Here is a 26,827-nt window from a genome sequence, read left to right on the forward strand (position 1 = left end):
GCCGACAGACGCCGTCTGGCCCCCTTGCCATTCGCCGCGCGGCGCGCCACCACCGCGGCCATGGATGGGCATGATTTCACCCTCGCCGGCGCGGCGCTCACGGCGCTGCCCTCGGGCGCGCTTTACTGGCGCGCGCAGGATCTGCTTTGCGTCTCGGACCTGCACCTCGGCAAGGCCGAACGCAACAGCAGACGCGGCGCGCCCCCCCTGCCGCCCTACGAGACGCGCGACACGCTGACCCGGCTCGAGGCCGATCTGCAGCGCACCCGCGCCACCCGCGTGATCTGCCTCGGCGACAGTTTCGACGACACCGCCGCGGCCCATGCCCTGCCGGACGACGCGCGGCTCTGGATCGCGACGCTTCAGGCCGGGCGTCGCTGGACCTGGATCGAGGGCAATCACGATCCAGGCCCCGTCGGGCTGGGTGGCGAGCACAGGCTGGATCTGGGGCTGGCGCCGCTGCGCTTTCGCCACATCGCCTGGCCCGGCGAGACGGGCGAGGTGTCGGGGCATTACCACCCCAAGGCCCGGCTGCGGCTGCGCGGGCGCGGCCTCGCCCGCCCGGCCTTCCTGATCGACAGCGCCCGCGTGATCCTGCCCGCCTACGGCACCTATACCGGCGGGCTTTACAGCGACAATGCCGCACTGTCGGAGCTGATGCAGGACGGCGCCTTGGCAGTGCTGACCGGGCGGATGACCCACGCGGTGCCGATGCCGCGCGCGGCACGAGACCCGCGGCGGGGCTGATCGAAGAAAGCCTCGCGAATCTGTGGATACCGTCGCCGGAAATCTGTGTTATAAAGCCCACATGACACAGCCGCGCGTCGCGGAAAACAACACGGGAGGTCCCGCATGACCCTTGCCGAACAGGCCGAAGTCACCCTGCATCAGGAACCCGCGCATCTCGAACGATCCGATTTGCGGGCGGCGCTCGCCGCCGGCTGGGCCGATTTCAAGGCCATGCCGCTTTACGGGCTGTTTTTCGCGACCTTCTACATGCTGGGCGGCATGGCGCTTTATTTCGGGATGATCGCCAATGGCCAGCTTGTGTGGTTCATCGCCATCGCCGCCGGCTTCCCGCTTTTCGCGCCCTTCGCGGCGCTCGGCATCTACGAGGTCAGCCGCCGCCGCGAGGCCGGCATGCGCGTGGGATGGGCCAGCGTGCTGACCGCGCTCAAGGGCCGGGGCAACGGGCAACTGGCGCTGATGGCGGTCACCGTGCTGATCATCTTCGGCTTCTGGGTGATCATCGCGCGCGGCATGTTCGCGATCTTCTTCTCGCAGGGCCGCATCGCCGAAGAGACCCTCAGCATGTTGCTGACCTTCAATGGCATCACGATGATGGCGGTCGGCACCGTGGTCGGTCTGCTGATCGCGCTGGCGCTCTTCACGATCACCGTGATCAGCCTGCCGATGCTGCTGGACCGCGACGTCGATTTCGTCACCGCGATGATCACCAGCACCGAAGTGGTGCGCATCAACCGCGAGGTGATGCTGCAATGGGCGGCCTTCATCGCGGCGGTGCTGTTCGTGGCGATGATCCCGATCTTCGTCGGGCTGCTGATCGCGCTGCCGGTTCTGGGCCACGCGACATGGCACCTCTATCGCCGGGCGCTGCCCCCGCAAACGGGCTGAAGACCGGCGCGGCTCAGTCGCGGGCGAGCCGCGCCGCCCGTCCGCCCCGCCGCGTCTTCAGCAGACCGGCGCGGCCGGGCAGGGCCTCCATGATCTCGCGCCGCTCGGCCGGGGTCATCTTCGACCAGCGCGTGATCTCGTCGATGGATCGCAGGCAGCCGGTGCAGACCCGGGCCTCGGGGTGCACCACGCAGACCTTGATGCAGGGGCTCTCGATCTCGTCGCGCGCCCAGGGGCTTGCCGTGTCATTCGTCATCTACTGCCCTCATGTGCCGCATCCGGTCCATCACCCCTTGCAGGATATAACTTGCGGCGACGCTGTCGATCACCTCTGCGCGACGCTTTCGAGACGCATCCGCCTCCAATAGCGCACGTTCGGCGGCCACCGTCGACAATCGCTCGTCCCAGAACCCGATGGGCAGGTCGGTCAGCCGCGCGAGGTTGCGCGCGAAGGCGCGGGTCGACTGGCAGCGCGGGCCCTCGCTGCCATCCATGTTGCGCGGCAGGCCCAGCACCAGCCCGCCCACCTCGCGCGCCGCGGCGATCTCCAGCAGGTGCGCGGCGTCCTGGGTGAACTTGCGCCGCTTGACTGTCTCGTGCGGGCTGGCCACCGACCACAGCCGGTCCGACAGCGCCACGCCGATGGTCTTGGTCCCCAGGTCGAGGCCCATGACCGCCCGCGCCCGCGGCAGGGCCGCGACGAAGTCCGCGATCTCGGCGCAGATCACTGCGCCACGCCGGCGTTTTCCGCCGCGGCGCGCACCGTCGCCAACCCCTCGGGGGTCTCGGCGAAGACCGATTGCGCCTCGGCCCAGATCGCGCGCGCCCGCTCGGTCTCGCCCAGCACGCCGTGGGCGTTGATCAGCCGCGCCCAGTCCTGGGCCGTGCCGCCCTCGGTCGCCAGACGGTCCGACAGCCGCGCGACCATGCCGCGGATCATCTCGCGGCGCGCCTCGGGGTCCATGTCGCCGGCGGCCTCGACATCGCCGGCCGTGGGGCCGGGGGCGGCGGGCGCGGCGCTCTCGGGGGGCAACTCGTAGCGCACCCCGGCGCGCGCCGCCAATTCCTCGATCCCGGCGCGGATCGGCGGCACCCAGGGCGCGTCGGGCGTGCTTTCCCCCAGCAGGTCGCGCCACAGCCGGAAGGCGGCGTCGGGCCGGTCCACCTGTGCCATGTAGACGCCCAGGTAGAAGCGCGCCGTCGGCGCCCGCCCGTCGCGGTCGAGCGCCTTACGCAACGCCGTTTCTGCATCGGCCGAGACATAGCCGCCCGCGGCGTTGATCATCAGCTCGGCCAGCGTGGCGTAATCGGCAGCCGTCGCGTCCTCGCCCTTGGCCTCGATCAGTTGTTCTTGCGCCCGCCGCGCGGCCGCCATGTTGCCGAGTGCGGCCTCGCTGCGCACCAGGAAACGCAGGCCCCGCCGGTCACCGGGCCGCTCGGCCACCGTCTCGCGCAGCCGCTCGACCAGCGCCAGGTACTCGGCGTCGGTGCCGTCGGGCAGGCCCGGGTCCTGCGGCGCGAAGCGCTCCTCGGCGGCGTCCTGCCCCAACCGATCGGCGCGCGCCTGCTCGGACTGGGCGATCCGGGCCGCCACCGGCAGATCACCGTAGCCCGGCGCGCCGATCCAGGTGTAAAGCGCCACGCCACCGCCGGCGATTCCCGCCACGATCGCGCCCGCGGCAAGGATCCCCAACAGGCGCGGCTGCCCGCCGCTTTCGCCGTGATCTTGCAGTTGCGCATCCGCGGCGAGGATCTTGCGCGAGATCTCGGCGCGCAGCCGCTCGGCATCCTCGGGCCCGATCACGCCGCGGGTCGCGTCGCGCTCTATCTCGCGCAGCTGGTCGCGGTAGACCTCAAGATCGTAGGCCGCGGGCGGCGCATCGCCCACCCGCCCACGCAACAGCGTCAACGCCAGCACCGCCGCGACCCCGACCGACAGCACCCCCACGATGATCCAGAATACCATGATCTCTCCCCGGGTTTCGCGGCGTATGTAACCGCCCCGGGCGGCGGAAAAAAGAGGCATATGCACCGCGACCCGCCCCGGACCCCTGCCGCGATGTCGCAATGTCGCGATTGGAACGCAAATCGCCGCGCCGGGTAATCCTCGTACCGGGCAGGTATTGCATGACTGCATCACCGGATCGCCCCCTTGCGATCCCAACCGACGGCGCGCGCCCCGGCGCGCCCAAGCCCCACGAGATCGCGCATGAAACATTATTCCGCCTTCGCCATCGCCAGAGAGGCCCTGCGCCACCATACCGGCTGGGACCGCGCCTGGGCCTCGCCCGAGCCGAAGAAGAAATACGACGTCGTCATCATCGGCGCCGGCGGGCATGGGCTGGCCACCGCCTATTACCTCGGGCGCAATTTCGGCATCAGGAACGTCGCGATCCTCGAAAAGGGCTGGCTCGGCGGCGGCAATACCGGGCGCAACACCACGATCATCCGCTCGAACTACCTGCAGGACCCCTCGGCGGCGATCTACGAGAAATCGCGCTCGCTCTACGAGACGCTGTCACAGGACCTCAACTACAACATCATGTACAGCCCGCGCGGCGTCATCATGCTGGCACAGACAGAATCAGAGGTGCGCGGCTATACCCGCACCGCCCACGCCAACGCCCTGCAGGGCGTGGTGACCGAATTCATCTCGCCGCAGCGCGTCAAGGAGATCGTGCCGATCATCAACCTCGACGGGCCACGCTACCCGGTCCTCGGCGGGCTGTGGCAGGCGCGCGCCGGCACCGCGCGCCACGATGCGGTCGCGTGGGGCCTGGCGCGGGCCTGCTCGGACATGGGCATGCACATCATCCAGAAATGCGAGGTCACCGGCATCACCCGCGACGGCGAGGGCGGGCGCGTCTCCGGCGTGACCACCAATCGCGGCGACATCGGCTGCGACAAGCTCGGCATCGTGGTGGCGGGCCATTCGGGGCATCTGGCCGAGATGGCCGGCTTCCGCCTGCCGATCGAATCCGTCGCGCTGCAGGCGCTGGTCTCGGAACCGATCAAGCCCTGCATGGACACCGTCGTCATGGCCAACACCGTGCACGGCTACATGTCGCAATCCGACAAGGGCGAGATGGTGATCGGCGGCGGCGCCGACGGCTACAACAACTACACGCAGCGGGGCTCCTTCCACCATATCGAGGAAACCGTGCGCGCGCTGGTCGAGACCTTCCCGATGGTCGCCCGGCTCAAGATGCTGCGCCAATGGGGCGGCATCGTCGACATGACCGGCGACCGCTCGCCCATCCTGTCGAAAACGCCCGTGGACGGCGTGTTCATCAATTGCGGCTGGGGCACCGGCGGGTTCAAGGCGATCCCCGGCTCCGGCTGGGGCTTTGCCGAGCTCATGGCCAAGGGCCACTCGCCGCTCTGCGACCAGTTCGGCCTCGACCGCTTCTACCAGGGCCGCTTCATCGACGAGAGCGTCGCGGCGGGCGTGGCGCATTGATGGCGTATCCGACCGATAAAGAGCTGAAGAAAAGCCTCAAGCCCTACGTCGTAGGTCTTTGGTTGGGGTCCATTTTCTTGCTCTCATTGGGTGCTTGGCTGAGCTGGAATGAAATGGTTCCAACAGCTTTCGCCCGCGCCGGCGCTCTCAGCGTTCTTCTCGGGCTCGCAGTATTTTTTTATCTTGAGAAACGTGAGTTCTTTACGGGGATGCATGCAGGTGCTTGGGATGCTTCAAACCACGTCGTGCCGAAAGGTGTGATTGGTCCTCACGTGACTTGGACCACAATTCTGGGGTCCTGCACTGCTATCTTAGGGGATTTGGTTATCTCGCTCGTGAAATGTGGAGCAATGAAATGCTGATCATCACCTGCCCCTGCTGCGGCGTCACCGCCGAAGAAACCGAATTTCACCAGGGCGGCGAGGCGCATCTCGTCCGCTCCGGCCCCGACGCCTCCGACGAGGACTTCCACGGCTACCTCTTCGCCAAGGAAAACCCCAAGGGCCCGCATTTCGAACGTTGGCGCCACGTCTATGGCTGCGGCAAGTGGTTCAACATGGCCCGCGATACGCTGACGCTGGAAATCTACGGCACCTATCCGGCCCAGACCCACACGCCGCCGCAAGCCGTCCGCGACGCGGTCACCGCCAAACGCCCCGGCTGGACATGGCGGGGATTCGCATGACCCTTCATCTTTCCACAAATACTCAACCGCCACGCCCGCCACGGGCAAAGGGGCTTCGGACATGAGCACACGCCTCGCCACCGCCGGCCGCCGGCTCGACCGCAGCCGCACGCTGGAATTCACGTTCAACGGCAAGCGCTTCAAGGGCCATCCCGGCGATACGCTCGCCTCGGCGCTGCTGGCCAACGGCCAGACGCTGGTCGGCCGGTCGTTCAAGTATCACCGCCCGCGCGGCATCGTGGCCTCGGGCGTCGAGGAACCCAATGCGCTTGTCCATCTCGGGCAGGGCGCGCGGATGGAACCCAACCAGCGCGTTACCACCACGGAACTCTTCGACGGGCTGACCTGCAGTTCGCAGAACCACTGGCCCAGCCTCGAATTCGACGTGGGCGCGGTGAACACGTACCTCGCGCGCTTCCTGCCCGCGGGCTTCTACTACAAGACCTTCCTCTACCCGCGCGCCTTCTGGAAACACGTCTACGAGCCGGTGATCCGCCGCTCGGCGGGCCTCGGGCAGGCCCCCAATCCCGGCGATCCCGACCGGTACGAGCATTTCTACCATTTCTGTGACGTGGCCGTGGTCGGCGGCGGCGTGGCCGGTCTGCAATCGGCGCTCGCCGCCGCCGAGGCCGGGGCGAAGGTCCTGCTGATCGAGCAGACCGCGCATTGGGGCGGCCGTACCCCCGTCGAGGGCGGCGAGATCGCGGGTCAGCCCGCCGCCGACTGGATCGACNGACCGCGCATTGGGGCGGCCGTACCCCCGTCGAGGGCGGCGAGATCGCGGGTCAGCCCGCCGCCGACTGGATCGACGCCACGCTCGACGCCCTGCGCGCCATGCCCAATGTCACCCTGCGCGCGCGCTGCATGGGCGCGGGCGTCTACGATCACGGCTACCTTCTGGGATACGAGCGCGTCGCGGATCACGCCCCCGGGGCGACCGGGCCGCGCCACCGGCTCTGGCGGATCCGCGCGGGGCGCATCATCACCGCAACCGGCGCCATCGAACGCCCGCTCAGCTTTGCCGGCAACGACATTCCCGGCGTGATGCTGGCCTCGGCCATCCGCGACTACGCGGTCGATTACGGCGTCTCGGCGGGCGACCGCACGGTGATCGTCACCAACAACGACGACGCCTACCGCACAGCCCTGACTCTCAAGCGGCTCGGCCTCGTGATCCCCGCGATCCTCGACGCGCGCCACGCCGGCGGCGGCGCGCTGGCAGACGAGGCGCGGTCCTTGGGCATCCGGGTCGAGACCGGCAAGGGCATCGCCAAGGTCAAGGGCGGCAAGCATGTCACCGGCGTCGCCATCTGCGCGCAGGCCGGCGAGGGCGCGGTGCTCGACGAGATCGCCTGCGACGCGGTCGCGATGTCGGGCGGCTGGTCGCCGGTCGTCCATCTCTGGTCGCATTGCGGCGGCAAGCTGATCTGGGACGACGCGCAGGCGCATTTCCGCCCCGACCCCGACAACCCGCCGCGCGGCGCCGACGGCGCGGGCTTCGTGCTGGCCTCCGGTTCCGCCAACGGCGCCTCGGATCTCGCAAGCGTGCTGGCCGACGCGCATGCCGCGGGCCAGGCCGCGGCGCGGGCCATGGGGTTCGAGCCGCAAGGCAGCGCCCCCACCGCCAGCCAGTCCAACGAGGCGATGATGGAGCCTGTCTGGCTCATGCCGCAGGGCGCTGCGATCGACCTGCGAATGAAGGCGTGGCTCGACTTCCAGAACGACGTGAAGGTCGCGGATGTCCAGCTCGCCGCGCGCGAGGGGTTCGAGAGCGTCGAGCACGCCAAGCGCTACACCACGCTCGGCATGGCGACCGATCAGGGCAAGCTCAGCAATATCAACGGGCTGGCGATCCTGTCTGACGCACTGGGCCAACCGATCCCGCAGACCGGCACCACCACCTTCCGCCCGCCCTACACGCCGATCTCGCTGTCGGTGATCGCCGGCGAGGCCACCGGCGAGAATTTCCAGCCGATCCGCAAGACCCCGCTGCATGGCTGGCACGAGGCGCATGGCGCCGATTTCGAGCCGGTCGGCCACTGGCGCCGCCCCTACTGCTTCCCGCGCGGCGAGGAAACCCGCCGCGACGCCGTCCACCGCGAGATCCGACAGACCCGCGCCAGCCTCGGGCTGATCGACGCCTCGACCCTCGGCAAGATCGTGGTCAAGGGACCGGATGCCGGGCGCTTCATGGACATGCTCTACACCAACATGATGTCGACCCTGAAACCCGGCCGCTGCCGCTACGGGCTGATGTGTTCCGAGAACGGCTTCCTGATGGATGACGGCGTGGTCGCGCGGCTCGACGAGCAGACGTTCCTTTGCCACACCACCACCGGCGGCGCCGAGCGGATCCATGCCCACATGGAAGACTGGCTGCAATGCGACTGGTGGGACTGGCAGGTCTACACCGCCAACGTGACCGAGCAATATGCGCAAGTGGGCGTCGCCGGTCCCAACGCCCGCAAGGTGCTTGAGAAACTGACCGACGACGATATCTCCGCCGACACGCTGACCTTCATGGGCTGGACCGAGATCACCGTCGCCGGCATACCCGCCCGCGTCTTCCGGATCTCCTTCGCCGGCGAGTTGTCGTTCGAGCTGGCCGTCCCCGCCGGGCAGGGACGCGCGCTGTGGGATGTGCTGATCGAGGCCGGCGCGGACTACGACGTCATGCCCTACGGCACGGAGGCGATGCACGTCATGCGCGCCGAGAAGGGCTTCATCATGATCGGCGACGAGACCGACGGCACGGTGATCCCGCAGGATCTCGGGCTCGACTGGGCGATCTCCAAGAAGAAGGACGACTACCTCGGCAAACGCGCGCAGGCCCGCAGCCACATGACCGACCCGAACCGCTGGAAGCTGGTGGGGCTGGAAACCCTCGACGGCGCGGTGCTGCCCGACGGCGCCTATGCCACCGCCCCGGGCCACAACGCCAACGGCCAGCGCAACGTGCAGAGCCGCGTCACCTCGACCTATTTCTCGCCCACGCTGGGGCGCGGCATCGCCATGGGGCTCGTGCATCGCGGCCCCGACCGCATGGGCGAGGTGCTGGAATTTCCACGCGTCGATGGCGGCATCGTCAAGGCGCGCATCGTCGATGCCGTTTTCTTCGACAAGCAAGGGGAGAAGATGAATGCCTGATCCCGTCACCCCCCTCGACGGCGCCCGCTACGAGGGCTTCGCGACGATTGCCGAGGCTGAACCTGCCGGCATGATCACCCTGCGCGGCGATCTCGGCTCGGATGCGGTGGCGCAGGCGGTGCATGCCGCCACCGGCCTCGAGATGCCCAGCCTCCGCCAGGCGCGCTTCGGCGCAGGCACCGCGGCGCTCTGGATGGCGCCGGACGAGGTGCTGCTGATCTGCCCCCATACAGAAGTGGGCGAAAGGCTGGCGGCGATCGAGACGGCGCTTGCCGGCCAGTATTTCCTTGCCGCCGACGTCTCTGACGCCCGCTGCCACCTGCACGTCTCGGGCCCCGGCGCGCGCGAGGTGCTGGCCAAGCTCTGCCCGGTGGACCTTGCGCCGGACGCCTTCACGCCCGGCATGGTGCGCCGTACCCGCATGGCGCAGATCGCGGCGGCGTTCTGGCTCGACGCGGGCGGCACCTTCCACGTGATCTGCTTCCGGTCGGTCGCCGACTACGCGTTCGGCGTGCTGAAAACCGCCGCGCGGCCGGGCGGCGAGGTCGGGCTCTACGCCTGACCGCGCCGCGGCCTCGGGGGCAAAAACTCCGGCCCCCGGGGTTGACCTTTCGCGGCTTCGGCACCCATGTAAGCCTCGCAATGATTTTGACATCAACGAACAGGGGGAACCCAATGGCTTTCGAACTTCCCGATCTTCCATATTCCCACGACGCGCTCGCCGATCATGGCATGAGCCGCGAGACGCTGGAATATCACCACGACATTCACCACAAGGCCTATGTCGATAACGGCAACAAGGCGATTTCCGGCACCGAGTGGGAAGGCAAGCCCGTCGAGGACATCATCAAGGGCACCTACGATCCCAAATCGGTCGCGCAGTCGGGCATCTTCAACAACGCCTCGCAATACTGGAACCACAACCAGTTCTGGGAAATGATGGCGCCGGGCGGCACCAAGATGCCAAGCGAAGTGGAAAAGGCGATCAACGACGCGTTCGGTGGCTTCGACCAGTTCAAGGAACAGTTCGCCGCCGCCGGTGTCGGGCAGTTCGGCTCGGGCTGGGCGTGGCTCGTCAAGGACACCGATGGCAGCGTCAAGATCACCAAGACCGAGAACGGCGTGAACCCGCTCTGCTTCGGGCAGACGGCGCTTCTGGGCTGCGACGTGTGGGAACATTCCTACTACATCGACTTCCGCAACAAGCGTCCCGCCTACATCAACAACTTCCTCGACAATCTCGTGAACTGGGAAAACGTCGCCTCGCGCATGTGACGGCGTCTCCCGTTCGGGCAGGATCACGCCCCCCGGCCCGGACAGGCCGGGGGGCGTTTGCGTTTCCGGGGCACTGCGCCCCATATCGGATATGCCAACGACACGAAGGAGAAAGAAGATGGCGATCCTGACACATGGAACCTGGGTGCTGCTCGCGGATGCCGAAAAGGCGCTGCTGCTGCACAACAAGGTCGATGCGATCTCGCCGGCGCTCGACGTCGTGCGCAAGACAGAGCAGGAGAACCCGTCCGATTACGAACAATCCGCCAACCGTCCGGGGCGCCGGAAGGATCCCGGCACCGGCCAAAGCTCGGCGATGGAGGATACGGACTGGCACGAACTGGCCAAGGAACGCTTCGCGCACGATCTCGCCGACATTCTCTACAAGCACGCGCATCGCGGCGACTTCGACCGCATCGTGCTGGTGGCGACGCCGTATGTCCTCGGCAGGCTGCGCGACGAGCTGCACAAGGAGGTTCGCGAACGGGTCGTGGCCGAGATCACCAAGGACCTTACCCACCACCCCCTCGACAAGGTCGAGAAGATGCTCAAGGCCGAGCTGGACCCCAAGCTCTGACCGGCGCGCCGCTTGCGTATATTCCCCGCGTACACGCGGTACAGCCTGTACGCTTTCGCCTTGCCCCCGCCCGTGGCTTGCGTCAGCACTTGGGGCGGCAGGGTGACAGCGAAAGACCAAGACCATGCGCGAGCAAACCAAGGGCGTGATCGCGATGGTCGCCACCTGCACGGTCTGGGGGCTGTCGGGGATCTATTACAAGCTGCTGGAACATATCCAGCCGATCGAGATCCTCGCGCACCGCACCCTGTGGTCGTGTGCCTTCTTCGCCTTCGTGCTTTTGCTGCAGGGGCGTATTTCTTTTCTGGGTCAAGCGGTTGCGGGTCGAAGCTCGGTCTTCTCCATCGCCCTCGCGGCACTGATGATCTCGACCAACTGGTTCGTTTTCATCACCTCGATCCAGCTCGGCCGCGCGATGGAGGCCTCTCTGGGCTACTACATCTTCCCGCTCGTCGCGGTGCTTCTGGGGGCGCTCGCCTTTCGCGAGCGCCTTGGCCGGGCGCAGCTTTTCGCGGTGGCCCTCGCGCTTTGTGCCGTGGTGACACTGACCCTCGGCCTCGGCGTGCCGCCATGGATCTCGCTGGTCCTGGCAACCAGTTTCGGACTTTACGGGCTTGTAAAGAAAGGACTTTCCGTGGGGCCCGTGGTGTCGGTCACGGCCGAGGTGCTGTTGCTGTCACCGATCGCGTTGACCGTGCTCTGGTATTTCCACACTGGTCCGGGCGGCGCTTTCGGGGCCAATTGGCGCGACAGCCTGCTGCTGGCCTTTTCCGGCATCCTGACGGGAACCCCGCTGATAATGTTCAGCTATGCGACCAAGCGCATCACGCTGGCCACGGTGGGACTGGTCCAGTACTTGAACCCCAGCCTGCAATTCCTTGTTGCAACACTACTTTTTCAGGAGGTGTTCAGCTTATGGCATGCCATCGCCTTTGCGATGATCTGGACGGCGCTGGCGATCTACACCACCGCAAGCCTGCGTCAGGACAGGGCCGCGCGCAGGGCGGTCCTCAAATCCTGAACGGAATCAACGGGCTGCACGAAGAAGCTGAGGCTTTCATCGGCAAAGCCCTCGTCGATCACGTGCCTTATCATCTGCATGAGAGGCGTCCAGTAACCATCTATGCTCAATAGAAAAATCGGTTTTTCATGCAGGCCGAGCTGGCGCCATGTCAGCACCTCGAAAAACTCGTCGAGCGACCCGGCCCCTCCGGGCAGAACGATGATCGCGTTGGAGTTCATGAACATCACTTTCTTGCGTTCATGCATGGTCTCGGTCACAATATATTGTGTCAGGTCGCGCTTGCCGACCTCCATGTCGACAAGATGCGCGGGGATCACTCCGAACGTCTCGCCCTCTGCGGTCTGCGCGGCGCGCGCCGTCGCGCCCATCAGCCCGACATCGCCCGCGCCATAGACGAGCCGGTACCCGTCCTCGGCCAACATCTGGCCCGTCTCGGTCGCCGCCTGCATATATGTGGGGCGCCTCCCGGCGCGCGCGCCGCAGAATACGCAGACCGAGCGTGCTGTCATCTTGTCCTCCGATATCCAAGACCTTCGATATCCGCCCTGATATCCGCCTTCGCCGACGCGAACAATGACCCCGCCGACCCGGTGACCATAATGTCGCGGACCCGCCCCCGATCCCGCGGCCAGTTCCGCCGCGGGCTGGTCATTCGACCGGACGCGGGCTATCTACCTGTTCAGTCAAGCGAAAGATCACGCCAGACATGACCGACACCTCCTCCACGCTGCCCTCGCCACCGCGCAACGGCTGGCTGACGATCCGGCACGTGGCCCCGTTCCTGTGGCCGTCGGATCAGCCCTGGGTCAAGCGGCGCGTGGTGATCGCCATCCTGCTGCTGGTCACTGCCAAGCTCGTCGCCGTCGGCACCCCGTTCTTTTACAAGGCCGCCGTCGACGCGCTCTCGGGCGAGGGCCGGAACGCGGCCTGGATGCTCGGCGCCGGTGCCGTCGGGCTGACCGTCGCCTACGGCATGGCGCGGCTGCTCAATACCGGGTTCCAGCAATTGCGCGACGTCGTTTTCGCGCGCGTGGCGCAGCGCGCACTGCGGGCGCTCGCCTTGCGGACGTTCCAGCATATCCATGCGATGTCAATGCGTTACCACATCTCGCGCAAGACTGGCGGGCTCAGCCGGATCATCGAGCGTGGGGTCAAGGGCGTGGATTTCCTGCTGCGCTTCCTGCTCTTTTCCATCGGCCCGCTGGTGCTGGAACTTCTGCTGGTCGGCATCGTGCTGTGGACGCTGTTCGACATCTGGTATCTCGTGGTCGTCGCCGGGGTGATCGCGGCCTATACGTGGTTCACCTTCAAGGTCACCGAATGGCGCGTGCGGCTGCGGCGCGAGATGAACGACCAGGACACCGATGCCAACCAGAAGGCGATCGACAGCCTGCTGAACTACGAGACGGTCAAGTATTTCGGGGCCGAGACGCGCGAGGCCGAGCGCTACGACTCGGCCATGGCCAAGTATGAGACGGCCGCGCTTCAGACCTCGTATTCGCTGGCGTTTCTCAACTTCGGGCAGTCGATGCTGATCACCGGCGGGCTGATCATCGTCATGGTGATGGCCGCGATCGGCGTGCAGAACGGCAGCATGACCGTGGGCGATTTCGTCATGGTCAACTCGTACATGATCCAGATCACCATGCCGCTCAACTTTCTCGGCACGGTCTACCGCGAGATCCGGCAAGCCCTTGTCGACATGGGGGAAATGTTCGAACTGCTCGAACAGGATCCGGATGTCTCCGAGAAACCCGATGCGCGCCCGCTGAGGGTGTCGGAGGCGAGGGTCGAATTCGACGCGGTGCAGTTCGGCTATGACCCGGCGCATCCGATCCTGAAGGGCGTCTCGTTCGAGGTGAAGCCGGGTCAGACGCTGGCCGTCGTGGGGCCGTCGGGGGCGGGCAAATCCACCATCGGGCGGCTGCTCTTCCGCTTCTACGACGTGCAGTCGGGCGCGATCCGCATCGACGGGCAGGACCTGCGCGACGTCACGCTCGACAGCCTGCACGATGCCATCGGGGTGGTGCCGCAGGACACAGTGCTGTTCAACGACACGATCGGCTACAACATCGCCTATGGGCGCGCCGGCGTCAGCCAGGCCGAGATCGAGGACGCGGCGCGCGCCGCCCAGATCCACGACTTCATCGCGGGGCTGCCCGACGGCTACGACACGCAGGTGGGCGAGCGCGGGCTGAAGCTGTCGGGCGGCGAGAAGCAGCGCGTCGGGATCGCGCGCACCCTGCTGAAGGATCCGCCCATCCTGCTGCTCGACGAGGCCACCAGCGCGCTCGACAGCCACACCGAAGCCGACATCCAGGACGCCCTTGCGCGCGCCGCCAAAGGGCGTACGGTAATCATGATCGCGCACCGGCTTTCGACCGTGGCGGGGGCCGACAGGATCGCCGTTCTGGACCACGGGGTGGTGATCGAGGAAGGGACACATCACGATCTGCTGGCACGGCAGGGACGCTACGCGGCGCTCTGGCAGCGTCAGCTCGCCGGGCAGGACGAGGCGGTGGCCTGAAAGCTGTCACGCGCGGGTCATGTTTGATGTCTAGAAGAGCGCTAGATATGCCGCGCTATCTCGGGCTTGCCAGTTGCAAAACACGAGATATAGTGATCGGCGGGCGGGGTCTTTACGGTCTTGCCGTCTGCAACCGGGGGCCGTGAGAAAGGCATCGTGACCGATGGATGGGGATTTCAGAACTGACTTCGTGAGAGAGCCCGCCGCGCTGCGGCACTTCCCGGCTCTGGTGCTGAACGCGGATTACCGGCCGCTGTCATATTATCCCCTGTCGCTCTGGACCTGGCAGGAGGCGGTCAAGGCGGCGTGGTCCGACCGGGTCGATATCGTGGCCGAATACGACCACTGGGTGCGCAGCCCGAGCACCGAGATACGAATACCCTCGGTCATCGTGCTCAGAGATTTCGTCAAACCCCAAAAGCGCGTGGCCTTCACGCGCTTTAATTTATTCCTGCGGGACGAATTCAGCTGTCAGTATTGCGGGTCGAGGGGCGACCTGACCTTCGATCACGTGGTGCCCCGCGCCCGCGGCGGCATCACCAGTTGGGAGAACGTCGTGGCCGCTTGCAGCCGGTGCAATCTGCAGAAGGGATCGCGCAGCCTGCGCAAGGCGGGAATGAGCCTGCGCAAGGCCCCCGTCGTGCCCGGCGCCGAGCAGTTGCGCAACATGGGGCGCAAGTTCCCGCCAAATCACCTGCATGAGAGCTGGCTGGATTTCCTGTACTGGGACGCAGAGCTGGAAGCCTGAGCGGCCGGTTCCGGCCGGCTGTTGCAATCCCCGATGAAAAAGGCACCCGTGCGGGTGCCTGTGGTCGAAGCTGAATTGCCGTCACGCCTTCGTGCTGTCCACCGGCTTTGGCTGCGCCGCGCGCGCCTCTTGCGGCTTGGCCTCCTGCGGCTTCGCGGCGGGCTGTTGTGGCTGCGCCTGCGCCTGCGCCTGCTTGGCGGCGCCCTTGTTGGCCGACAGCGGATCGTCCTGGCGCTGGACGGAGCCTTCGAAATGCGCGCCGCTCTCGATGGCGATGGTCTTGTGGATGATGTCGCCCTCGACCCGCGCCGTAGCGGTCAGCCGGACCTTCAGACCGCGCACCCGCCCCACGATGCGGCCGTTGATCACAACATCGTCGGCGATCACCTCGCCCTTGACGGTGGCGCCTTCGCCGATGGTCAGCAGATGCGCGCGGATGTCGCCTTCGATCGTGCCCTCGACCTGGATATCGCCGGTCGTCTTGAGGTTGCCGGTCACGTTCAGATCGGACGAGAGCACCGACGCGGGCGGCTTGGCCTTCGGCGTCTGCGGCCGCGCTTCGCCCGTGTTGCTGTCGGGCTGCGCCTGACCCTGACGCGCCTCGGACGTCGCCGGTCTCGGGTCGGCAGACTTTTGCGCAGGCTCGTTGATCTTGCTCTTAGAAAACATTTTTCGCTGCCTTGATGTAGGTCATGGGGTTGATGGCCTTTTCGTCCACGCGAACCTCGTAATGAAGATGGGTGCCAGTGGATCGTCCGGTATTCCCCATATCACCGATTCTATCCCCGCGCGAGACCCTTTGTCCCTGCTTGACCCGAATTCGGGACATGTGCGCGTAGCGCGTCTCGATCCCGAAGGCATGCTTGATCTTCACGACGCGGCCATAGCCCGACAACCAGCCCGCATGGCTGACCACGCCGTCGGCGGTGGCAAGGATCGGGGTGCCGTGGGCGCCGGCGAAATCGGTGCCCTTGTGCATGCGGCCCCACCGCATGCCGTAGCCCGAGGTCAGCCGGACGCCGCCCTCGACGGGCCGCGCAAAGGGCGTTTTCTCGGCGGCGAGCCGGTAGAGGTTGAGTTCGTCGAGCCGCCCCAGGATACGCCCCGCCCGCTGCGCCTCGGGCGTCAGGGTCGCATCGCCGCGGGTGGACAGCGACGCCGGCAGCGACGGCCCCCCCTGGCCCGAATAGGCCCCCCGCACGGTGTCGAGCAGGCGGTCGGCATCCAGACCCGCCTTGCGGAACATCGCGTCGAGCGGTTCGACCGAGACGGCGACCGCCTCTTCGAGTTGCCGGAAGATGTCGTCGTTGCGTTCGCGCAGAAGGCGCAATTCGTGGGCGATGTCCTCGGCCCGGTCGGCGGCCGCCTGTGCGTCTGCCGCGGTTCGGTCGCGGGCTTGCGCAGTATCCTCGAGGGCCGCGGCCAGGAACTCGACCGTCCCGTCGCGCTCCTCGGCCTCGCCATTCCCGCGGGCCGTGGCGCTATCCCCGTCACGCCGGCCGGCCAGCCGCTCTGCCTTGCGGGTCGCGGCTTCGCGTTCGATCATGGTCCGGCGCAGCGTGGCCTGGATGACCTCGATCCCGGTCTCGAGCTCGCGCCGCCGCCGTTCTGATTCCAGAAGGTCGGATTGCATCGCCGAGATCCGCTCCAGCGCAGAACTGAAGCGATCCTGCGCGGTGCGGGCCTCGCGGGCGCGCGCATCACGCTCATGCGCGAGCGCGTTCAGCCGCGCCTCGTAGGTCTGAAGGTCGCGCCGGGTCTGGTCGCGATAGGGTCCCGCACCGAACGAATCCATCACGAGAATCGACGTCGCGAAGATCGCCCATGCGACGATCGTCATCGCGCCGCCTCCGGCCACCACTTGTGCCACGGGACCAACCCGGATGAAGCGTGTGTCGGCGTCGGAGCGCAGGAAGACCCGTCTTTCTGGAATGGAACGCGCGAGGGTGTCGTGCAGTTTTACACTCAGTCGTTTGATCACGATGTCCCGGTCCTCGTGGTTTTGTCCCGCGCAAAGGTGTTGCCTTCACGATCACGCGATATTTACCAACGCTTAGACTTTGAACAAAACCTCGGCAAGGCGTTCGCCCGATCGCGATGCCCCGACGGGCCGTTTTCCGCCCATTTGGCGAAAAACCGCTTATTTACGACGAGATTCCAACCTTGAGTTGCAATTCCGCCACGATTGGATAGCGCATCAGCGACAATGCGACACCGCGTGACAGACGATATGCCGCCCGTTTTCGCGCCGCTCACAGCGCCCGCAGCGCTGCGAGCACCTCTTCGGCATGTCCCGGCACCTTCACCTTGCGCCACACCTGCGCGATGTGTCCGGTGCCGTCGATCAGGAAGGTCGACCGCTCGATGCCGAAGAATTTCTTGCCGTACATGTTCTTTTCCTTCCAGACGCCGTAGGTTTCGCTGACCCCGTCCTCGGCATCCGACAGAAGCGGCACGGTCAGCGCGTGCTTGTCGCGAAACTTCTCGTGGCTGGCGACGCTGTCCTTCGAGAGGCCGAACACCTGCGCGCCGGCCGCGTCGAAATCGGCTTTGATGGCGGAAAACGCGACGGCTTCCTTCGTACAGCCCGAGGTATCGTCGCGCGGGTAGAAGAACAGCACCACCGGCGCGGGGCGCAAGGCGGACAGGCTCACGGTGTCGCCCCCGTCGCGGGGCAGGGTGAAATCGGGGGCGGTCTCGGAGATCTCGGGCATGGCACGTCCTCTTGTTGCGCAACGACGCGTTTCACAATAGCCGACACGTGGCGATATTAAAGGCGCTAACCCTCATAACAGAATGACGCCATGAAACTCAGCGATTTCGATTTCGACCTGCCCGAGGCGCTGATCGCGACGCGCCCGGCGCGGCCGCGGCGGTCGGCGCGTCTGCTGGTGGCCGAAGGCGACGCGATCACCGATACGAGTGTGGCCGATCTGGGCCGCTGGCTGCGCCCCGGCGACCGGCTGGTGCTCAACGACACGAAGGTGATCCCGGCGCGGCTGACCGGCCACCGGCATCGCGGGGCCGGCGCGCAAGCTACGCGCGCCCGGATCGAGGTCACCCTGCTGGAACCGCAGGCGGATGGCACGTGGTCGGCGCTGGTCAAGCCCCTCAAGAAGGTCGCATTGGGCGAAGGGATCGTCTTCTCCGATACGCTGCGTGCGGTGCTTGAGGGCCGCGAGGACGGGCAGGGGCGTCTGCGATTCAACCTTGTGGGCGAGGATTTCGACGCGGCCCTCGACGCGGCCGGCGCCATGCCGCTGCCGCCCTACATCGCCGCCCGCCGCGCCGCCGACGCCCAGGACCGCGAGGATTACCAGACCGTCTGGGCGCGCGTCGCGGGGGCCGTCGCCGCCCCCACGGCCTCGCTGCATTTCGATGCCGATCTGCTGCGCGAGCTGACGGAGATGGGCGTCGGCCTCAGCCATGTCACGCTGCATGTCGGCGCCGGCACGTTCCTGCCCGTCAAGGTCGAGGATGTGACCGAACACCGGATGCATGCCGAATGGGGCGAAGTCAGCGCGCAGGCGGCGGCCGAGATCAACGCCACCCGCCATGCCGGCGGCCGGATCATCCCGGTGGGTACCACCGCACTGCGGCTGATCGAGACGGCGGCGCGCGACACTGGCAAGATCGCGGCCTGGGCGGGCGATACCGACATCTTCATCTATCCCGGTTTCGACTTCCGGCTCACCGATGCGCTGATGACAAATTTCCACCTGCCGAAATCGACGCTGATGATGCTGGTCGCGGCCCTCATGGGGCGTCGGCGGATCGCGCGCATCTATGCGCACGCGATCACGCAACGCTACCGCTTTTTCTCCTACGGCGACGCTTCGCTCTTGTTTCCGGAACCGCCAAATGACACTCGGAGCGGCCGCGCGACGGATTGAGTCGCGAACGGACAGGACGGATCGGCCCGGTACGCGTAACGCCAAGGGCAAGTGTGTGGAGACGCGGGATGTTCCGGGTATTTTCGGGTCTTTGGGCCCTTCTGTTGGGCATGATGCTGCTGCAGGTCGGCAACGGCATGCAGGGCACACTGCTGGGCATTCGCGGGGTGCTGGAAGGCTTCTCGACCGGACAGCTTTCGATCGTCATGTCCGCCTATTTCGTGGGCTTTCTCTTCGGCTCGCGCATGGCCCCCGAGATGATACGGCGTGTCGGTCACGTTCGGGTCTTCGCCGCGCTCGGATCGATGATCTCGGCGGTGCTGATCCTCTACCCGACGATCGCCGATCCCTGGGCCTGGTCGGTGGGCCGGGTGGTGATCGGGTTCTGTTTCTCGGGGGTCTACGTGACGGCCGAGAGCTGGCTGAACAATTCCGCGACGAACGCCACGCGCGGCAAGGCGCTGTCGCTCTACATGATCGTCCAGATGGTCGGGATCGTGATGGCGCAGGGCCTGCTGGTGCTGGCCGACCCGGCGGGCTACGTGTTGTTCGTTATCCCCTGCGTGCTCGTCTCGCTGTCCTTCGCGCCGATCCTGCTGTCGGTCAGCCCCACCCCGTCCTTCGCCACCACCAAGCCGCTGTCGCTGCTCCAGATCCTGAAGATCTCACCCTTGGGGTGTGTCGGCATGTTGCTGACCGGTGGCGTGTTCGCGGCGCAGTTCGGGATGGCGGCGATCTACGGGTCCGAGGCCGGGCTGAGCGTCGGGCAGATCTCGACCTTCGTGGCGTCGTTCTACGTGGCCGCGGTGGTGGCGCAATACCCGCTGGGGTGGTTGTCGGACCGCATGGACCGCCGCGTGCTGATCGCCATCGTCTCGATGGTCACCGGCATCGGCGCGGTCATCGGCATGGTGCTGGGCGACAACTTCTGGTTTCTTCTGCTCGCGGCATGGTTGGTCGGCGGCTCGTCGAACCCGCTCTATTCCTTGCTCATCGCCTATACCAACGACTTTCTGGATCGCGACGACATGGCGGCGGCGGCGGGCGGCATGGTGTTCATCAACGGGTTCGGCGCGATTGCCGGGCCGTTGATGGTCGGCTGGATGATGGGCGTCATGGGGCCGGGCGGGTACTTTCTATACATCGCCATCCTGATGTTCGCGCTGGTGGGATACGCGGTCTACCGCATGACACAGCGACCCACGCGGGTTGCCTCGCCGATCGACGGCTTGCAGGTGGTGATGCCGTATTCCTCGCAGATGGCGCCGGAATTTGCGCAAGATCTCGCCACCGATGCTGCGCAGGACGGCAAATCGACATGAAATGACATCTTCATAACCCTTTTGAATTATTAATTTACTATGGTGCTCACATGGATGTGCGTTACGGTGACGCATCTGGTAAGAGGGAATGGAGGAGTATCCCGATGGTTTCGCCTGATGAGGTTCTGAAGTTCTGGCTGGACGATGTCGGCCCGGATGGCTGGTACAAATCGTCCGAAGAACTGGACCGCACGATGCGCGACCAGTTCGAGGATGACTGGGAAAATGCCCGCGCCGGGGCGTGCAGCCTCTGGCTGACCTATCCCGCCGGAACGCTGGCTTACATTATCCTCACCGACCAATTCCCGCGCAACATGTTCCGCGGCTCGGCGCGGGCCTTCGCCACCGACACCGCGGCGCTGGCCGCCGCGAAGGTGGCGATCGGCCGCGGCTGGGACCTCAGGATAGACGAGCCGGCGCGGCAGTTCTTCTACATGCCCCTGATGCATTCCGAGAACCTCTGCGACCAGGATCGCTGCGTGCGCCTGATCTGCGGGCGCATGCCAGAACACGGCGCCGGGAACATGCCCGATGCCCGCGCGCATCGCGAGGTGATCCGCCGCTTCGGCCGCTTCCCGCATCGCAACGCGGCGCTCGGCCGGGTCTCGACCGCGCCCGAGCGGGCGTTCGAGGAGAATGGCGGCTACGGCGCGGTCCTGCGCGAGGTCCGCGAGGCCGCGTGATCCCCGCCCGATGCCGCATCTCCGGCCGCGCCGGATCGACACATGACAGCGCCCGCGTTGTGGTGTCCCGCGACATCGTCTAGCATCCCCCGAGATCGACAAGTCGGTGAGGGACAGGGCGTTGAAACAGTTTGACATGATCGTCATCGGGGCCGGGCCGGGCGGCTACGTCGTGGCCATTCGCGCGGCGCAACTGGGTCTCGATGTGGCCATCGTCGAACGCGAGCATATGGGCGGCATCTGCCTCAACTGGGGCTGTATTCCGACCAAGACGATGCTGCGCTCTGCGGACGTGTTCCACCTGATGCACCGCGCCAAGGAGTTCGGGCTGAGCGCCACGGGCATCGATTTCGACCTCGACGCCGTGATCAAGCGGTCCCGCGCGGTGGCCGGGCAGCTCAATTCCGGCGTCTCGCACCTGATGAAGAAGAACAAGGTAACGGTGCTGATGGGCGAGGCCACGCTGCCCGGTAAGGGCAAGGTGCGGGTCACGACCGACAAGGGCACCGAAGATCTGGGCGCGAAGAACATCGTCGTCGCCACCGGGGCCCGCGCCCGCGAATTGCCGGGGCTCGCGGCCGACGGCGATCTCGTCTGGACCTACAAGCACGCGCTGATGCCGCCGCGCATGCCCAAAAAGCTGCTGGTCATCGGTTCCGGTGCCATCGGCATCGAATTCGCCAGCTTCTACAACACCCTCGGGGCCGAGACGACCGTCGTCGAGGTTCAGGACCGCATCCTGCCCATCGAGGATGCCGAGATCTCGGCCTTTGCCAGGAAATCCTTCGAGGCGCAGAAGATGACCATCAAGACCAACGCAACGGTCAAGAAACTGGACCGCGGCAAGGGCCGCGTCACCGCGCATATCGAAACCGGCGGCGAGGTCGAGAGACACGATTTCGACTCGGTGATCTCTGCCGTGGGCATCACCGCCAATACCGAAGGTCTCGGGCTGGAGGATCTCGGCGCCAGGATCGAGCGCAGCTTCGTGGTTACGGATGCGTATTGCCGCACGGGTGTCGAGGGTCTTTACGTGATCGGCGACGCGACCAACGGGCCGTGGCTTGCCCACAAGGCCAGCCACGAGGGGGTGATGGTCGCCGAACTGATCGCCGGCGGCGCGCCGCATGCCGTGGATCCCGACAGCATCGCCGGCTGCACCTATTGCACGCCCCAGATCGCCAGCGTCGGCCTGACCGAGGCGCAAGCCAAGGATGCCGGCCATGACATCAAGGTCGGCCGCTTCCCGTTCATCGGCAACGGCAAGGCCATTGCCATGGGCGAGACCGAAGGCATGATCAAGACCGTGTTCGACGCGGCCACCGGCGCGCTTCTGGGCGCACACATGATCGGCGCCGAGGTGACCGAACTGATTCACGGCTACGTGGTGGGCCGACAGCTCGAGACCACCGAGGCAGACCTGATGCAGGCCGTCTTCCCGCATCCCACCCTCAGCGAGATGATGCATGAAAGCGTTCTCGACGCCTATGGCCGGGTGATCCACATGTGAGCGGCCTCAGGCCCCCTTGAAATTCACCTCGCCCTCGTGTTCCAGAGCGCGCTTGCGCGCCGGGGCCACGGACGGGCAATCGTCGCGCTTGCGCTGCGACCGCAGCCGCCCGTACTGCCCGATCGCGATGGCGGCCAGGATGATCGCGCCGCCGGGAATCAGGCCGGGGCCGGGATCCTCGCCCAGAAGCACCATGGCGATCAGGATCGCCGCCAGTGGCGAGAACGACGTCGCCAGCGACACGTCGCCCGACCGCGCGTTCTTCAGCGCGAGCGCCCAGGCGAACTGACCGCCGATCACCACGATCAGCGCGTAGATCCAGACATATTCCCAGACCAGCGGGTGAAACACGTCCTGAAAATGCAGCGGGCCGAACAGGTAGATGGCGAGGAAGAAGTAGAAGATCGTGCCGACCAACGTGCGGTAGATCGCGAAAATTCCCATCGGGATGCCGCGCAGCCCGGTGCGCGCCACCAATGTCGAGGCGATGTAGGACAGCGTCGCCAGAAGCGCTCCGATCTCGCCTTTGCCCAGTTCGAACCCGCCGCCGCCATTGAGCCAAAGCATCACTACGGCACCGCAGAGGGCCACGAGACCGCCGGCAAAGGCCCACGGCTCGAATTTCTCTTTCAGGAACAGCCAGGTGGCGAGCAGAAAGAGCGGCGGCTCTATCCGCCCCATGAGAACCACATTGGTCACGGTGGTCTGTTCCAGCGCGTAGAAGAACAGCCCCGGCGTCAGCGCCGAGGACAGAAAGGCGGAAAGTGTCAGGATCATCCAGTGCGTGCGGGTGAGCTTGCGCAGATTCTCCATCGTCCATTCGCGCCAGAACATGGCCGCCATCGGCACCAGCGACATCAGCGAGCCGAGAAAAAGCAGGTTGCAATAGGTGATGACGTTGCGGCCCATCACCTGGTTCTGCGCGCCGATCTCGGCCAGAAGCGAGACGATGGAATTGCCGGCTGCAAAGATGACCACCGCGACCCACGCAAGGCCTGCGCCCAGAAGCACACGCGAGGCGTCGCTCATCGTCTCGGTCGAGGTCTGTGTCATCTTCTTATCCTGTTATCCTGGAAACATGGACTTTGACGCTTTGCCAACTTGCGCCCTGCGCACCGGCTGCGCAAGCGCCCACGGCACACGGTGGATCACGTTGCGGAAAGCGGGATGTCACATCGGGCCGCGCGGGACGTGTCACACTGATTTGCGGTTGTAATACCGTGCCACGCGGGCACACTTGGCGTCCATATGCCTTCGCTGCGGATGGACCCCCCGATGACCCAAGCGCCAGAGACCCCGACCACCGATTTCGTCACCATCTTCGACGACACCTACGACCAGCCCGATTGCCGCGCCTATTTCCGGATGATGGACGCGCTCGGCTATCGCAACCAGCATCACGCGGTCGCGGCGTTTCACGCCGGCCTCGACGAGTTGATGCGCCTGCGCGGTCTCGCCCGCCCGCGCGTCTTCGATTTCGCCAGCAGTTACGGCATCGTCAGCCTGCTGATGGGCTGGGACGTCACGCTCGACGCGGTATTCCGGCGCTACCGCGCGCCGCATTTTGAGGCGGCCACCCCGCAAGAGGTCATGGCACGGGATCGCGACTGGCTGGCCGGATTGCGCCGCGACGATGCGAGCATCCGTTTTTCCGGTCTGGACGTGATGCCCAATGCGGTGGCCTATGCCGGAACTGTCGGTCTTTTCGAGGCCGGCTTCGCCGAGGATCTGGAAACCGCAGAGCCGTCCGCTGCCCTCGCGGCGGAGCTTTCAACCGTCGACATGATCGTCGAATGCGGCTCGGTCGCGCAGCTCATGCCGCGCGCGCTCGACCGGATGCTGGCGGCGTGCGGGCCGCGCAAGCCGTGGCTGATGACCTCGCCCATCCGCGGCAACGAGCGCAGCACGACGGACGAAGTGCTGCGCGCGCATGGGCTGGTGCAGGAGGTTCTGCCGGTCTCGCCCTTCGTGCATCGCCGCTTCGAGAACGCCGACGAACAGGCTCGCGCCATCGCCAACGCCCGTGCCGCGGGCCACGAGACCGACGGCGTCGAGACCACGGGGCATTTCCACGCGCAGGTGCTTCTGGCGCGCCCCGAGAGCGAGCGCACGCCGCCCGACACATGGCGCTTGCCGCTTTCTGTCCCCGCGCTGCCTGACGCGATCTGATCCGTCTACCCGACCCGGTAGGGCAGCACGCCGCGCTCGTCCGGCGTGACGTGCAGGCGGCGTTCCAGCGGCGGCACCGCCCTCTGGTGGCAGTCGGTGCGCTCGCAAATGCGGCACGAAATCCCGATGGGCTCGAACGCGCGGGCATTGGTCACGTCGAGATCGTCGGCATAGACCAGGTCGCCGGCATGCTTGATCTCGCAGCCCAGGGCGATGGCGAAACGCCGCACCGGCGCACCGAAACTGCCGCCCGGCTTGCTGACATCGCAGGCCAGGCTGATATAGCGCACCCCGTCCGGGGTCTCGGCCAGTTGCCGCAGGAAGCGCCCCGGCGTCTCGAAGGCGCGGTGCACGTTCCACAACGGACACGCCCCGCCGAACCGCGCGAATTGCAACCGCGTCGCCGAATGCCGCTTGGTTATCGTGCCGGCCTGATCGACCCGAACGAAGAAGAACGGGACCCCCTTGGCGCCGGGCCGTTGCAACGTCGACAGCCGGTGACAGACCTGCTCGACCGAGGCGCCGAAGCGCATGGCGAGCACCTCGACGTCGTGCCGCACCTCCTGCGCCGCCGCCAGGAAGCGCGCGTAGGGCATCAGCGCCGCGCCGGCGAAGTAATTGGCGAGCCCGATCTTGGCGATGTCGCGCGCCTGGTCGGACTGGAAGCGCGCAAGATCGAGGGTTGCCTCCAGCAACTGATCCTGCGTCAGCAGCGCCAGTTGCAAGAGCAACTGAAATCGCCTTGTCTGCGGCGCCGCCCGCGCCGAAAGCGTCAGCTGCCGGGTCCCGCGGTCGTAATGGCGCAGGGTGGCGGTGTCGGCCTCGGTCACTGTCACGTCGAGCGCGGCAAGACGCCGGATCGCCTGCCGTTCGGGATCGGGTTTGTGTTCGCTTTCGGCAAATATTTCCGCAGCTCTGTCGATCGCGTCGATATAATTGTCGCAATAGTGAAAGAAATCGCGCACCTCGTCCCATGGGCTGGCCTGTCCGCGCGCGTCGTCGCGGCCAAGCGCCGCGTCGAGTGAGGCAAGCCGCTCATGCGTCTGACGATAGGTGCTGTGCAACTCGAGAAACGCGCGCGCCAGCGCCGGGGCATTCGACGCCGTCAGGCGCAGATCGGCCAGCGGCGGCGGCTCGGATCCGAACAGCGGATCGGCGAAAGCCTCGCGCATGTCGGTGACCAGCCGTTCGGCATCGCCGGCGGACAGTTCAGTGACATCGAACCCGAATTCCTGCGCCAGCGCCAGCACCACGGTCGTCGAGACCGGGCGGTTGTTGTTCTCCATCTGGTTGAGATAGGGCAGCGACACGCCCAGCTTGGCGGCGAAGTCCTTCTGCGTCAGCCCCAGCCGCGTCCGCGTCTCGCGCAGTTTCACCCCGGCATAAAGTTTCTGGATCGCCATTCCTCGCATCCCGCCGATTTGCACCTTAGCACATTATTAGCACGGATTTGCAAAGATGTCAGGGCAAGCGCGCGGCGTGCCGAAGTTTCTGCATGAAAGCCGCTCAGACGCCGATCTCGGGCCCCGGGCATTCCAGCGGTTCGCTCGATTTCTCGACCTCGTAAAGCTCGGACATGGCGGGCTCGCCCGCGAAGCGCGCGATCAGCCCGTCCTCTGCGCGCTCGAAGGTCCAGCATTGCGGCTCGGGTGTGCGGTCGTACACGAAACAGATCTCTTCACCCTTGTCGTACCAGTACCCGTTTTGGCACTGGCCATCGAGAAATGACCAGCGCACGCGGCGATTGTGGAGATATTCCTCGGCGCCGTAGGGCCCGCCGCCCGCGCCGTAATAGAACGTGTGACCGCGCGTGTAGTCGTCGAATTCCTCGGCCGTCATCTGGGCCTGCGCGGCGTGAACGGGCGTGCAAAGCGCGGCAAGCAGTATCAAGCGTGTCATGTCCCGAGATATGGCAGACCGCGGCACCGCCCGCCAGAGAAAACCGGCGCGGATCACGGGGACGACAGCCGATCGGCACAGGCGGTATCCGCGGATCGGAACGCATCCGACCGGGGATATGTCGCATTTGACCCCGCAGACCGGAAGGGGACCAGCTACGCCTCGGGCCGAGAAAAGCGAGGAGTTCCATGATGGCACTTGATGAGCGGACGGGCGTCTGGAAGTCGGGGAGGGGCAAGGGGCGGCATGTTCCGAAGGGGCGTCAGCTGGACG

The 26,827-nt window shown here is 66.2% G+C and carries 26 protein-coding genes and 1 pseudogene; 17 read left to right on the plus strand and 10 right to left on the minus strand.

The window, feature by feature from the left end:
- The first annotated feature begins 60 nt into the window (after positions 1-60).
- Positions 61-747, plus strand: coding sequence for a ligase-associated DNA damage response endonuclease PdeM (gene pdeM / locus V8324_RS02745; protein ID WP_336418412.1), 687 nt, complete (start codon positions 61-63; stop codon positions 745-747).
- Positions 748-852: 105 nt separating this feature from the next.
- Positions 853-1,635: a DUF2189 domain-containing protein gene (locus V8324_RS02750; RefSeq protein ID WP_336418380.1), complete on the plus strand. Its 783-nt coding sequence runs from the start codon at positions 853-855 to the stop codon at positions 1,633-1,635.
- Between the two features lie 13 nt (positions 1,636-1,648).
- On the opposite strand, the gene V8324_RS02755 is transcribed toward V8324_RS02750, so the two are convergent.
- From V8324_RS02755 to ccmI, 3 genes are read right to left on the minus strand one after another with little or no spacing between them, the layout of a single operon-like run.
- Positions 1,649-1,891 (minus strand): DUF1289 domain-containing protein, encoded by a 243-nt coding sequence (locus V8324_RS02755; RefSeq protein WP_336418381.1) that lies wholly within the window; start codon positions 1,889-1,891, stop codon positions 1,649-1,651.
- Positions 1,881-2,306: a Holliday junction resolvase RuvX gene (ruvX, locus tag V8324_RS02760; protein WP_442970452.1), complete on the minus strand. Its 426-nt coding sequence runs from the start codon at positions 2,304-2,306 to the stop codon at positions 1,881-1,883. The genes V8324_RS02755 and ruvX overlap by 11 nt, the downstream gene beginning before the upstream one ends.
- A 53-nt stretch (positions 2,307-2,359) precedes the next feature.
- Positions 2,360-3,601 carry a c-type cytochrome biogenesis protein CcmI gene (gene ccmI / locus V8324_RS02765; RefSeq protein WP_336418383.1) on the minus strand — a complete coding sequence of 414 codons (1,242 nt, stop codon included), beginning with the start codon at positions 3,599-3,601 and terminating at the stop codon, positions 2,360-2,362.
- 243 nt (positions 3,602-3,844) lie between these two features.
- On the opposite strand from ccmI, the gene V8324_RS02770 reads away from it, so the two are divergent.
- The 8 genes and pseudogenes from V8324_RS02770 to rarD all read left to right on the plus strand — a co-directional run bounded on the left by V8324_RS02770 (position 3,845) and on the right by rarD (position 11,800).
- Entirely contained in the window at positions 3,845-5,095 is a 1,251-nt protein-coding gene (locus V8324_RS02770; protein ID WP_336418384.1) for a sarcosine oxidase subunit beta family protein, read from the plus strand.
- Positions 5,095-5,457, plus strand: coding sequence for a hypothetical protein (locus V8324_RS02775; RefSeq protein WP_336418385.1), 363 nt, complete (start codon positions 5,095-5,097; stop codon positions 5,455-5,457). The genes V8324_RS02770 and V8324_RS02775 overlap by 1 nt, the downstream gene beginning before the upstream one ends.
- Complete coding sequence (locus V8324_RS02780) at positions 5,451-5,780, plus strand: sarcosine oxidase subunit delta (RefSeq protein WP_336418386.1); 330 nt, start codon at positions 5,451-5,453, stop codon at positions 5,778-5,780. The genes V8324_RS02775 and V8324_RS02780 overlap by 7 nt, the downstream gene beginning before the upstream one ends.
- Before the next feature lie 61 nt (positions 5,781-5,841).
- Positions 5,842-8,927, plus strand: a pseudogene (locus tag V8324_RS02785) (2Fe-2S iron-sulfur cluster-binding protein).
- Positions 8,920-9,489: a sarcosine oxidase subunit gamma gene (locus tag V8324_RS02790; RefSeq protein ID WP_336418387.1), complete on the plus strand. Its 570-nt coding sequence runs from the start codon at positions 8,920-8,922 to the stop codon at positions 9,487-9,489. Before V8324_RS02785 ends, V8324_RS02790 begins: the two are co-directional and overlap by 8 nt.
- 113 nt (positions 9,490-9,602) lie before the next feature.
- A complete protein-coding gene (locus V8324_RS02795; protein WP_336418388.1) occupies positions 9,603-10,202 on the plus strand; it encodes a superoxide dismutase in 600 nt (199 codons plus the stop codon).
- A 118-nt stretch (positions 10,203-10,320) separates the two neighbouring features.
- The gene (locus V8324_RS02800) at positions 10,321-10,779 is read left to right on the plus strand and encodes a host attachment family protein (RefSeq protein WP_336418389.1); all 459 of its coding nucleotides are present in this window, start codon (positions 10,321-10,323) and stop codon (positions 10,777-10,779) included.
- Positions 10,780-10,903: 124 nt separating this feature from the next.
- Complete coding sequence (gene rarD, locus V8324_RS02805; RefSeq protein ID WP_336418390.1) at positions 10,904-11,800, plus strand: EamA family transporter RarD; 897 nt, start codon at positions 10,904-10,906, stop codon at positions 11,798-11,800.
- Here rarD and V8324_RS02810 read toward each other — a convergent pair.
- A complete protein-coding gene (locus V8324_RS02810; protein ID WP_336418391.1) occupies positions 11,761-12,312 on the minus strand; it encodes a TIGR00730 family Rossman fold protein in 552 nt (183 codons plus the stop codon). The genes rarD and V8324_RS02810 overlap by 40 nt on opposite strands.
- A gap of 197 nt (positions 12,313-12,509) precedes the next feature.
- Here V8324_RS02810 and V8324_RS02815 point away from each other — a divergent pair, with 197 nt between their 5' ends.
- Together V8324_RS02815 and V8324_RS02820 are read left to right on the plus strand one after the other, a co-directional pair.
- Positions 12,510-14,330 (plus strand): ABCB family ABC transporter ATP-binding protein/permease, encoded by a 1,821-nt coding sequence (locus V8324_RS02815; protein ID WP_336418392.1) that lies wholly within the window; start codon positions 12,510-12,512, stop codon positions 14,328-14,330.
- Positions 14,331-14,493: 163 nt separating this feature from the next.
- Positions 14,494-15,078 carry an HNH endonuclease gene (locus tag V8324_RS02820; protein ID WP_336418393.1) on the plus strand — a complete coding sequence of 195 codons (585 nt, stop codon included), beginning with the start codon at positions 14,494-14,496 and terminating at the stop codon, positions 15,076-15,078.
- 81 nt (positions 15,079-15,159) lie between these two features.
- On the opposite strand, the gene V8324_RS02825 is transcribed toward V8324_RS02820, so the two are convergent.
- The 3 genes from V8324_RS02825 to V8324_RS02835 all read right to left on the minus strand — a co-directional run bounded on the left by V8324_RS02825 (position 15,160) and on the right by V8324_RS02835 (position 17,792).
- Positions 15,160-15,747 carry a bactofilin family protein gene (locus tag V8324_RS02825; RefSeq protein WP_336418394.1) on the minus strand — a complete coding sequence of 196 codons (588 nt, stop codon included), beginning with the start codon at positions 15,745-15,747 and terminating at the stop codon, positions 15,160-15,162.
- Positions 15,737-17,059 carry a DUF5930 domain-containing protein gene (locus tag V8324_RS02830; RefSeq protein ID WP_336418395.1) on the minus strand — a complete coding sequence of 441 codons (1,323 nt, stop codon included), beginning with the start codon at positions 17,057-17,059 and terminating at the stop codon, positions 15,737-15,739. The genes V8324_RS02825 and V8324_RS02830 overlap by 11 nt, the downstream gene beginning before the upstream one ends.
- A gap of 271 nt (positions 17,060-17,330) precedes the next feature.
- The gene (locus V8324_RS02835) at positions 17,331-17,792 is read right to left on the minus strand and encodes a peroxiredoxin (protein WP_336418396.1); all 462 of its coding nucleotides are present in this window, start codon (positions 17,790-17,792) and stop codon (positions 17,331-17,333) included.
- A 90-nt stretch (positions 17,793-17,882) separates the two neighbouring features.
- Here V8324_RS02835 and queA point away from each other — a divergent pair, with 90 nt between their 5' ends.
- The 4 genes from queA to lpdA all read left to right on the plus strand — a co-directional run bounded on the left by queA (position 17,883) and on the right by lpdA (position 22,486).
- Positions 17,883-18,971 carry a tRNA preQ1(34) S-adenosylmethionine ribosyltransferase-isomerase QueA gene (gene queA / locus V8324_RS02840; RefSeq protein WP_336418397.1) on the plus strand — a complete coding sequence of 363 codons (1,089 nt, stop codon included), beginning with the start codon at positions 17,883-17,885 and terminating at the stop codon, positions 18,969-18,971.
- Between the two features lie 68 nt (positions 18,972-19,039).
- Positions 19,040-20,293, plus strand: a complete 1,254-nt coding sequence (locus V8324_RS02845; RefSeq protein WP_336418398.1) for an MFS transporter — start codon at positions 19,040-19,042, stop codon at positions 20,291-20,293.
- 104 nt (positions 20,294-20,397) lie between these two features.
- Positions 20,398-20,976, plus strand: coding sequence for a DUF924 family protein (locus V8324_RS02850; RefSeq protein WP_336418399.1), 579 nt, complete (start codon positions 20,398-20,400; stop codon positions 20,974-20,976).
- 136 nt (positions 20,977-21,112) lie between these two features.
- Positions 21,113-22,486 (plus strand): dihydrolipoyl dehydrogenase, encoded by a 1,374-nt coding sequence (gene lpdA / locus V8324_RS02855; protein ID WP_336418413.1) that lies wholly within the window; start codon positions 21,113-21,115, stop codon positions 22,484-22,486.
- A gap of 6 nt (positions 22,487-22,492) precedes the next feature.
- Here the strand turns inward: lpdA and V8324_RS02860 are convergent, their stop codons facing one another.
- Positions 22,493-23,539: a DMT family transporter gene (locus V8324_RS02860; protein ID WP_336418400.1), complete on the minus strand. Its 1,047-nt coding sequence runs from the start codon at positions 23,537-23,539 to the stop codon at positions 22,493-22,495.
- A gap of 222 nt (positions 23,540-23,761) precedes the next feature.
- On the opposite strand from V8324_RS02860, the gene V8324_RS02865 reads away from it, so the two are divergent.
- Positions 23,762-24,655 carry a hypothetical protein gene (locus tag V8324_RS02865; RefSeq protein WP_336418401.1) on the plus strand — a complete coding sequence of 298 codons (894 nt, stop codon included), beginning with the start codon at positions 23,762-23,764 and terminating at the stop codon, positions 24,653-24,655.
- 5 nt (positions 24,656-24,660) lie between these two features.
- Here V8324_RS02865 and V8324_RS02870 read toward each other — a convergent pair whose 3' ends face one another.
- Positions 24,661-26,058, minus strand: a complete 1,398-nt coding sequence (locus tag V8324_RS02870; protein ID WP_336418402.1) for a helix-turn-helix domain-containing protein — start codon at positions 26,056-26,058, stop codon at positions 24,661-24,663.
- A gap of 103 nt (positions 26,059-26,161) precedes the next feature.
- Positions 26,162-26,554, minus strand: a complete 393-nt coding sequence (locus tag V8324_RS02875) for a hypothetical protein (RefSeq protein WP_336418403.1) — start codon at positions 26,552-26,554, stop codon at positions 26,162-26,164.
- Between the last annotated feature and the right edge of the window lie 273 nt (positions 26,555-26,827).

It is taken from the genome of Roseovarius sp. D22-M7 (assembly GCF_037083785.1).
In the GTDB taxonomy this organism is placed as follows: domain Bacteria; phylum Pseudomonadota; class Alphaproteobacteria; order Rhodobacterales; family Rhodobacteraceae; genus Roseovarius.

Excerpts from the sequence above, each read along its gene's own strand:
- lpdA (WP_336418413.1), top strand. The coding sequence starts at position 21,113 with ATGATCGTCATCGGGGCCGGGCCGGGCGGCTACGTCGTGGCCATTCGC.
- V8324_RS02755 (WP_336418381.1), bottom strand. The coding sequence starts at position 1,891 with ATGACGAATGACACGGCAAGCCCCTGGGCGCGCGACGAGATCGAGAGC.
- V8324_RS02850 (WP_336418399.1), top strand. The coding sequence starts at position 20,398 with ATGGTTTCGCCTGATGAGGTTCTGAAGTTCTGGCTGGACGATGTCGGC.
- V8324_RS02845 (WP_336418398.1), top strand. The coding sequence starts at position 19,040 with ATGTTCCGGGTATTTTCGGGTCTTTGGGCCCTTCTGTTGGGCATGATG.
- pdeM (WP_336418412.1), top strand. The coding sequence starts at position 61 with ATGGATGGGCATGATTTCACCCTCGCCGGCGCGGCGCTCACGGCGCTG.
- V8324_RS02800 (WP_336418389.1), top strand. The coding sequence starts at position 10,321 with ATGGCGATCCTGACACATGGAACCTGGGTGCTGCTCGCGGATGCCGAA.
- V8324_RS02865 (WP_336418401.1), top strand. The coding sequence starts at position 23,762 with ATGACCCAAGCGCCAGAGACCCCGACCACCGATTTCGTCACCATCTTC.
- ruvX (WP_442970452.1), bottom strand. The coding sequence starts at position 2,306 with ATGGGCCTCGACCTGGGGACCAAGACCATCGGCGTGGCGCTGTCGGAC.
- V8324_RS02835 (WP_336418396.1), bottom strand. The coding sequence starts at position 17,792 with ATGCCCGAGATCTCCGAGACCGCCCCCGATTTCACCCTGCCCCGCGAC.
- ccmI (WP_336418383.1), bottom strand. The coding sequence starts at position 3,601 with ATGGTATTCTGGATCATCGTGGGGGTGCTGTCGGTCGGGGTCGCGGCG.
- queA (WP_336418397.1), top strand. The coding sequence starts at position 17,883 with ATGAAACTCAGCGATTTCGATTTCGACCTGCCCGAGGCGCTGATCGCG.
- V8324_RS02795 (WP_336418388.1), top strand. The coding sequence starts at position 9,603 with ATGGCTTTCGAACTTCCCGATCTTCCATATTCCCACGACGCGCTCGCC.
- V8324_RS02825 (WP_336418394.1), bottom strand. The coding sequence starts at position 15,747 with ATGTTTTCTAAGAGCAAGATCAACGAGCCTGCGCAAAAGTCTGCCGAC.
- V8324_RS02875 (WP_336418403.1), bottom strand. The coding sequence starts at position 26,554 with ATGACACGCTTGATACTGCTTGCCGCGCTTTGCACGCCCGTTCACGCC.
- V8324_RS02815 (WP_336418392.1), top strand. The coding sequence starts at position 12,510 with ATGACCGACACCTCCTCCACGCTGCCCTCGCCACCGCGCAACGGCTGG.
- V8324_RS02770 (WP_336418384.1), top strand. The coding sequence starts at position 3,845 with ATGAAACATTATTCCGCCTTCGCCATCGCCAGAGAGGCCCTGCGCCAC.
- V8324_RS02750 (WP_336418380.1), top strand. The coding sequence starts at position 853 with ATGACCCTTGCCGAACAGGCCGAAGTCACCCTGCATCAGGAACCCGCG.
- V8324_RS02860 (WP_336418400.1), bottom strand. The coding sequence starts at position 23,539 with ATGACACAGACCTCGACCGAGACGATGAGCGACGCCTCGCGTGTGCTT.
- V8324_RS02810 (WP_336418391.1), bottom strand. The coding sequence starts at position 12,312 with ATGACAGCACGCTCGGTCTGCGTATTCTGCGGCGCGCGCGCCGGGAGG.
- rarD (WP_336418390.1), top strand. The coding sequence starts at position 10,904 with ATGCGCGAGCAAACCAAGGGCGTGATCGCGATGGTCGCCACCTGCACG.
- V8324_RS02790 (WP_336418387.1), top strand. The coding sequence starts at position 8,920 with ATGCCTGATCCCGTCACCCCCCTCGACGGCGCCCGCTACGAGGGCTTC.
- V8324_RS02780 (WP_336418386.1), top strand. The coding sequence starts at position 5,451 with ATGCTGATCATCACCTGCCCCTGCTGCGGCGTCACCGCCGAAGAAACC.
- V8324_RS02775 (WP_336418385.1), top strand. The coding sequence starts at position 5,095 with ATGGCGTATCCGACCGATAAAGAGCTGAAGAAAAGCCTCAAGCCCTAC.
- V8324_RS02820 (WP_336418393.1), top strand. The coding sequence starts at position 14,494 with ATGGATGGGGATTTCAGAACTGACTTCGTGAGAGAGCCCGCCGCGCTG.
- V8324_RS02870 (WP_336418402.1), bottom strand. The coding sequence starts at position 26,058 with ATGGCGATCCAGAAACTTTATGCCGGGGTGAAACTGCGCGAGACGCGG.